Annotated in this window: 6 protein-coding genes and 1 pseudogene; 1 reads left to right on the top strand and 6 read right to left on the bottom strand. The window is 37.5% G+C overall.

All coding sequences use genetic code 11. From position 1 onward, the window contains the following. From WBM60_RS16565 to WBM60_RS16540, 6 genes and pseudogenes are all read right to left on the bottom strand, one after another. Positions 1 to 565: pseudogene (locus WBM60_RS16565) on the bottom strand (hypothetical protein); the annotation flags it as partial. A gap of 7 nt (positions 566 to 572) precedes the next feature. Next, positions 573 to 1022, bottom strand: coding sequence for a hypothetical protein (locus WBM60_RS16560; RefSeq protein ID WP_424263713.1), 450 nt, complete (start codon positions 1020 to 1022; stop codon positions 573 to 575). Positions 1023 to 1184: 162 nt separating this feature from the next. Further along, a complete protein-coding gene (locus WBM60_RS16555) occupies positions 1185 to 3125 on the bottom strand; it encodes a hypothetical protein (protein ID WP_424277615.1) in 1941 nt (646 codons plus the stop codon). Positions 3126 to 3329: 204 nt separating this feature from the next. Beyond that, a complete protein-coding gene (locus tag WBM60_RS16550; RefSeq protein ID WP_424262991.1) occupies positions 3330 to 4727 on the bottom strand; it encodes an FAD-binding oxidoreductase in 1398 nt (465 codons plus the stop codon). Positions 4728 to 4768: 41 nt separating this feature from the next. Further along, entirely contained in the window at positions 4769 to 5143 is a 375-nt protein-coding gene (locus tag WBM60_RS16545; protein WP_424262989.1) for a group I truncated hemoglobin, read from the bottom strand. A gap of 113 nt (positions 5144 to 5256) precedes the next feature. Continuing rightward, entirely contained in the window at positions 5257 to 6363 is a 1107-nt protein-coding gene (locus tag WBM60_RS16540; protein WP_424262987.1) for a nickel-binding protein, read from the bottom strand. A 206-nt stretch (positions 6364 to 6569) separates the two neighbouring features. On the opposite strand from WBM60_RS16540, the gene WBM60_RS16535 reads away from it, so the two are divergent. After that, positions 6570 to 7005 (top strand): pseudouridine synthase (locus WBM60_RS16535; RefSeq protein ID WP_424283354.1); only part of this gene is annotated, 436 nt, incomplete at its 3' end.

Genomic DNA, 7005 nt, shown 5'->3' with positions numbered 1-7005 from the left:
AATGGTGCCATTGACGCCAGGCGATTGTATCATTAGGGTCATAAGTAGATTTAATTTCCAGAGGACCGGATGCTCCTCCGGTATTTGTTGTTATTTCAATTTTTCCGTCTTGATTGGCGGTGTACATTAACCCAACTTGGTAGGTCCCCGTAACAGACACCTCTACCATATATCTTGTCCATTCGCCTGGTTCCGTCCAGCCAATATATAACTGCCCATTCTGAGGTTGCACAAGATTGAATTTTGAATTATCAGCGTTATTGTGAAATTTTGTATAAGAAATATCTACAGCTTCCCCTTTTCTGAAGGCGCTTAGATAATCATTACCTTTATTAAGCTTTCCGCTCCCATTGTTGACAGAGTCTGTATCGTGGTAAGCAATTCCTTCTCCTCCCAGATCGTAATATTCACAGTGTAATTTGCCTGGGATGGTTTGAATACTCTGCTTGTATTTATCATCAGAGTAGGCTGAATTTAATTCCTCCTTAGGTAAATTTTTACATGAAGAAACAATGATTAAAATTAAAGCAAAAATATTAGTAAGAGAAGCAACATTTTGTATCATCTGCGGGTTAGTAAGTAAGCATAACTTTTTCCACCGCCGTTTGAACAATATCGATATCGTTAAACCCCCTAAAACCGCTAAATCCAACAGATAATTGTGTGTCCTCAATTTTAATGGGCTGCCCTCCTACCCATCCAATAAGGTCCGGGAGTTCTATGGGTGAATCTTCAGGGTCCATTTCTCCTCCAAAAACTATTTTTTCATAGTCGCCTGTTCGTTGCCCGGTAATCCAAACCTGACTTGCCTTTTTATAGGCGACGCTAAAAAAATGCCGTCCTTTTAATTTATCGGTTCCAAATAGTTTCCCATAAACCCTTCCATCTTCGGTTAGTATACAGATAGCTACATTACCATCTGATATATCCCAGTCTTCAGGGCTGTTTTGGTAGCTGACTATTGCTTCTTCTAAAGTCTCAAATATGGAATTTATTATTTTTTCAAGCGCAGTTTGGTTCATCTATATTGATTGAGTTGATTATTCAAATCCCAATAAATATAGTATAAAAAGCCTAAAGTTTAAATTATACAAACAAGAGTTTGGAGATATTTGATCTGGCCCCTTGAACAAAAAGAAGTTGCTGCAAAAAATTGAAAGGGGTAACAACTTTGTAGAATTGAACTATAAAATAAACCGCTTTACCCTATTGGAATCATGCTTTAAATACACCTCTCCCTCAACCAGATCAATGGCATAATTTGGCTTCCTGTTTTTTCCAAGCGGAATACTGCTTTCGCTTTTACCGGTATCCTTGTTAATTTTTAAAAGTTCAATTCCATTTTCACTTTTAGTAAGGACCATGCAGTAATTTCTTGCTTCTTTTGTGGCCTTGAATCTTTTATTAGCAGCATTAAAAGCCAATCCAGCTGCACTACCAGCAGATTTACCCATTTCATTATAGGCAGATCCCAATTGTGCAAATGTTTGCCCTTCAACTGTATTAAGTCCTTGTTGAGCTCCTGCTTCCTGCAAAACACCAGAAGCCATTGCACTTGCCACAGATACATAACCAGCGTATACTGCACCTGCGAAAAGTAATGCTCTTTTCCATCCTTCTTCTCTTGGTGAGGCGTAATATTTTTGAAATAAAAGAGCCCCGTTATAATCGTACATGGCAAAATTTTGATCTGAACTCAAGAGGATGCCTTTTTCTCTTAACTCCAAAGTATTAGGGGATTCATTTTCTTCAAATTTAACAGGTTCTGAACCAGACATATCAATTGCCCCATTGTCTAGATTAACACTTATTACAGCCCCGGCTTTATAATCATAGGTATATAAATGGTTCCCATTATGGTTTACTAACTTATAATGGGTTTTTAGATCTTTGTCCCATAAAAGCTCTCCAGTGCCTGTATTTACTATATTCATTTCTTCTGCTGTGGCATAGAGTATTCCAAGCTCTGTTGTAAGCGTATAACCCACATGACCTTTCACTTTGATTGTCTTATCAAATGTAAAGAGGCCGTTTTTGGTATCGAGATAATTTAAAAAATGTTTCTCATTTCTAGTAGTAATCACCAACATACCGTTTTTGGTTGGTGTATAATCGTAAATGCCACCTTTTATACTAATGCCATTTCCTTTTTTGCCCCACAACCCGGAACCATCTAGCATAGAAAAAAGATTTACCTTAGAATTTTGTTTTCCTTGCGGCAAGACTAGTAGATTATTATTTATCCATGCTGTCAGTCCTAATTGTCCTTTTACCTGCACTGGATCTTTCCAGATCATTTCTCCATTAGTAACATCATATGCTCTGTATGTAGAAGTGAAGGTTACAATGTTATTACCATTGGAAGACATCGACTGATTTTCGTTTCTTTGTTCTGAACCTATAACAAAATAATCTCCAGATGGGTGCATATTAAAATCCAGCTTAATTTCCATGCCTTCAGAGGCTGCTTCGGCTACATTCTTTAGAAGGTTGCCAAAAGCACCCATATTACTAAGTTGTTTCGCCTCACTGGAATTATCTATGCTCCAAATAACATCACCGGATTTGGAGTTAATTTTTACATTTTTAAGTAATGTTATTCCCAATAATTCATCTTCATTTAACTCAACCAAATTTACCAGTTTACCAAAACTACCTTCTTTGCTCCAGAGTACTTTGCCGGAAGCTATATCGATAGAAAGTGCCATATCTTCACCAGAAACAGATTTCCCCGCTACAACTATGCTATTAGATTGGTAAAGTACAAAATGCTGTTTCACATTTTTAATTCCATGTTCAAAAGAGTTAAATACTTTAGTACCGTCAAACAAATTAAGTATAAATAACCCTTTATCTGTTTCAATTTTGGCAAAAGGCGAACTGTCCAGTTCCGTGAATGAATTTTCATTCAAACGGCCAAAAGTTATGTCGCTCCAAATTACCTCACCACTGGTATTATCAATGCCGAACAAGCCAGAATTAGTTTGCACAACATAGTTGCCTAATGCACTTACAGTCTGCCAATTTACTTCGTTATTAAACGTAGAGGTCCATGTTTCTTCTGCTTGAGCGAATATTGTAAGGTTAAATAAAATTAATGCGGATAAAATAAGTTTTTTAAGCATTTTAGTAGGTGTCAGGTTAAAATTTGGGTTGAATTGACTCGTGAAATAAAAACGATTCAATTTCTTAATTATTGTTAACCAGAGTGTTGGGTTTTAAATCAAAAATGGGGAAGTGAAGTGGCGGGCACTTCATCTTCCCCTAATTATCTTACATCCATTATTCAATTTAGTAGATCTGGATATAACTATTTTTAAAAACGTGTTTTAAGCTTTGGGTTTTATATTCTGGTTTACCCTAAAGAAATTATTTGGATCATGCCTTTTTTTAATCTCGGACAATCGATTGTAATTATGTTTATAACTTGCCTGAACCCTTTCCTGACCCTCGTCCATCATAAAATTAGAATAAGCACCACCTGAAGAATATGGATGTAGGGCTTCCCAATAGTCTTTGCACCACTGGGTAATTTTTTCGGCATTTTTAGGATCCGGATCAACTCCGACAATTACGCCTGTATATTTCGCATCTCTATAAGCCCATGGCGTATCTTCGTTACCAACTCGACTGGCTGCACCACTAATTGGATATAGATGCATTTGCGACAAGGGTGTAGGGATGCTGGAACCGTATTTTAAATGAACGGCCCTTGCTTCTTTGTTAATATCATTAAAAAAGTCAGCCCTCCAATACCATTGCATTCCAGACGGCATTAATCCGTCAAAAAGAGTTTGTATAGAAGGATAGGGCATCTCCCCTACATGTTCAAATAAGGGGTTTTTGTCCCTTACCTCCTGAAATAGTTTATCAAACTCGGAGGGGTCACCTGTATAGCACCATACTATGCCACAAAACATTTTATTGTGCAATTCTTCAGGAAAAGGTGGTCCTGGGATAATCATGGTAGCAATAAAACCATTCAGATCATCGGGTGCATTTAAAATAAAATCATGATACCAGGACATAATTTCTTCTGTTTTTTCTATTGGCCATAAGGTAGGTCCACCAATTACAGTACTTACAGGATGTGCCTGGAATTTAAAGGATGTTATCACCCCAAAGTTTCCACCACCACCGCGAATAGCCCAGAAAAGATCTTCATTTTGATTCTTGTTAACGGTAACAAAAGAACCGTCTGCCAAAACCATATCTGCCTCTAAAAGATTATCAATGGTCAGACCGTATTTTCTGGACAGATGGCCTACACCACCCCCAAGAGTTAATCCACCTACACCAGTTGTTGAAATAATACCAGCCGGAACGGCCAAACCAAATGGGTGTGTTGCATGGTCTACTTCGCCCCAAAGATTTCCACCTCCAACCCGTACTGTTTGATCTGCCAGGTTGACCCGTACACTTTTAAGTCCAGATAAATCAATAACCAAACCATCTTCGCAAAGCCCAAGTCCTCCGCCATTATGACCACCTCCCCTGATGGCAACCAATAGATTATTTTCCCTGCCAAAATTTACGCAAGCTATCACGTCTGCAACGTCAACACAGCGCACGATCATTCCCGGATGCTTATCAATCATGGCATTATATACTTTTCTGGCATCCTGGTATTCGGGGTCCGAGGCCTGTATAATTTCTCCCCTAAGATGCGTACTAAATTCTTCGATTAGTGAATTTGCTATACCTTTAATAGTTTGTTTTTTTTCCATTGTATTTGTAATTGTTATAGTTATTAATTGGTTGTTATATTTTATTTGGAAAGTATCATTCCCTTTAAGGACCAGAGAATGTAGAGTACATCCTTTTTGGCTTCATCATTAATACCATTTTTATCTAAGGCCACAAAAATATCATCAATTACATGCATATATTCGCCCAGACTAATATTCATGCCTTTATGTGCAGTTACCATATCTTGTCCGTTGTATACCGGAGGTCCACCACTACCAGCACTAAAAAATTCAATAGTATGCTGCTTTATCACCGCAAGGCGTTCGGGTTGCTCTTTTAGTGGTAAAAACCTTGCATTCACTGCCGGATTGTTCATATGGGCATCAACAGCATCATCTACGATCATTGAAATGCCTTTTGTTCCTCCTAATCTTTCAAAAAGTGTTGTTGTCATCTTAATTGTTTTTGGTTATATCGTAAAGTTAAAGAGACTAAAACACCCGGATTACTAATTTTAATCCAAAAAATTACACTTTTAATGCATGGTGGTCTTAAAAGAAGAAAATTTTAACTCTGATACATTTGAGCATATTTTGAGGGGAGGATCCCAAACTTCTCTAAAAAAGATTTTGAAAAATAAGCGGGACTATTAAATCCACTTTCAAAGGCAATTTCAGAAATATTTCCCTGTTGGTTATGGATTAGCTCCAATGCCTTATGCAACCGGTATTCTCTAATAAAGGTGATTGGTGATTTACCGGTAAGTTTCTTAACTTTTCTGTATAATTGAGATTTACTATGCCCAAGTTCTTTGCTAAGGGTAATAATATTAAAATTTGATTTATTCCAGGTAAGTTCACAAAATTCAACCAATTGAGTAACAAATAACACCTCTTGTGGAGTCAAGGTTCTGACTAATTGATCGTCAATGACAGCATTTCGATTTTCATTTTCATACAATGACTTTACAGAAGGAGAAATAACGATTTGGCCCTGGATAATTTCGCACATCTGCGTTGCTAAAAAAATAGATTCCGAAAAGAAACCATCCTTTGCTGTTACAGGAGCACCTGTGCATATGCCTATTTTGAGACGCTGATTATCCCTTTCCAATTTGGGATAGCTGTACTTAAAACTTTCCTGGATCTTTACAGCACATAGTACTGCGTTGGTAACAGATTTAAAAGAGATTAAGTATGATTTGTCATTTTCCCGAACGATACTACCTTCAAAATGATTAACAGATTTGGCAACACTACGATGAAATTTCTGAGTGAACATACTTAGCTGATGCGTATCTAGCCTGTGAAGATAATCGGAAGTTTCTAAGACCATGATCACCCTAAAGGCAGGATCGTCAATAATATTTAAGTCCTCGTTTTCCCCCTTTTGAGGATCTTCAATGCGGCCTAGAAAGGATTCCACCAAATGTGGGTCTACTTCAATGATATCATGAGGGAAATCCCCATGGGCGTGGTTGTGCATATTTTGAATGGCCTCCCTGTTAGGTGCCTCTATCAAACAGAATGCAGTATGCCGTTTAGTGTCACACCAATAAGTCATTCCCTTGCACCCATATAAATGCTCCACTTTCAAGTCTTCCTGGTGCATTAAAGCCACATGTTCTGCAGTAATTTCTTCAGGGATATCATGTCGGTCCATGTATAAAGGCATCGGCTTTGTTTTTATACAATTTAAGAAAAATAATTAAATTTTAACGATTTATTTCCACCAACCAACCTAACAAAACCCAAGTGATATAAATTAAATTGGCGGAAATAGACCAACAGAGATCATAATAACCTAGTCACTTATTTTAACCAATAATAAGTTAAGAGCAGCCAGAAGTCCAAAAAGACTTTGTTACCTTGCCAACTCAAATGGATAAAATACCACGTCACTTTAAGCTTTATAAACCCTGCGGTATAATAAGTCAGCTTAATTCTAATTGCTCAAGGGAGTTACGAAAAAAGAAATTTTTAAATGAGCTTTTTGATTTTCCTGAAGGTGTGATGCCAATAGGTCGGTTGGATGAAAAATCAGAAGGATTGCTCCTGCTTACAACTGATGGTAAGCTAAGCGATGATATAAATCGCTCCGGAGTTGAAAAAGAGTATTATGCTCAACTGGATGGGGAAATAACAAATGAGGCAGAAGCACTTTTAGAAAAGGGTGTTGCAATTGGTTTTGAAGGAAAAAGATACCTTACAAAAGCCTGTAAGATATGCAAATTAAGCGCCCTGCCAATACTTCCTGAGGCCGATAAAAAACTTAGAATCGGGCGACACAGGCCTACCAGTTGGATAAGCATTACAC

This window comes from Eudoraea sp. (assembly GCF_049669105.1).
In the GTDB taxonomy this organism is placed as follows: domain Bacteria; phylum Bacteroidota; class Bacteroidia; order Flavobacteriales; family Flavobacteriaceae; genus Eudoraea.
The sequence above is the reverse complement of the archived record's forward strand: the minus strand, read 5'-3'. Positions and strand labels throughout refer to the sequence as shown.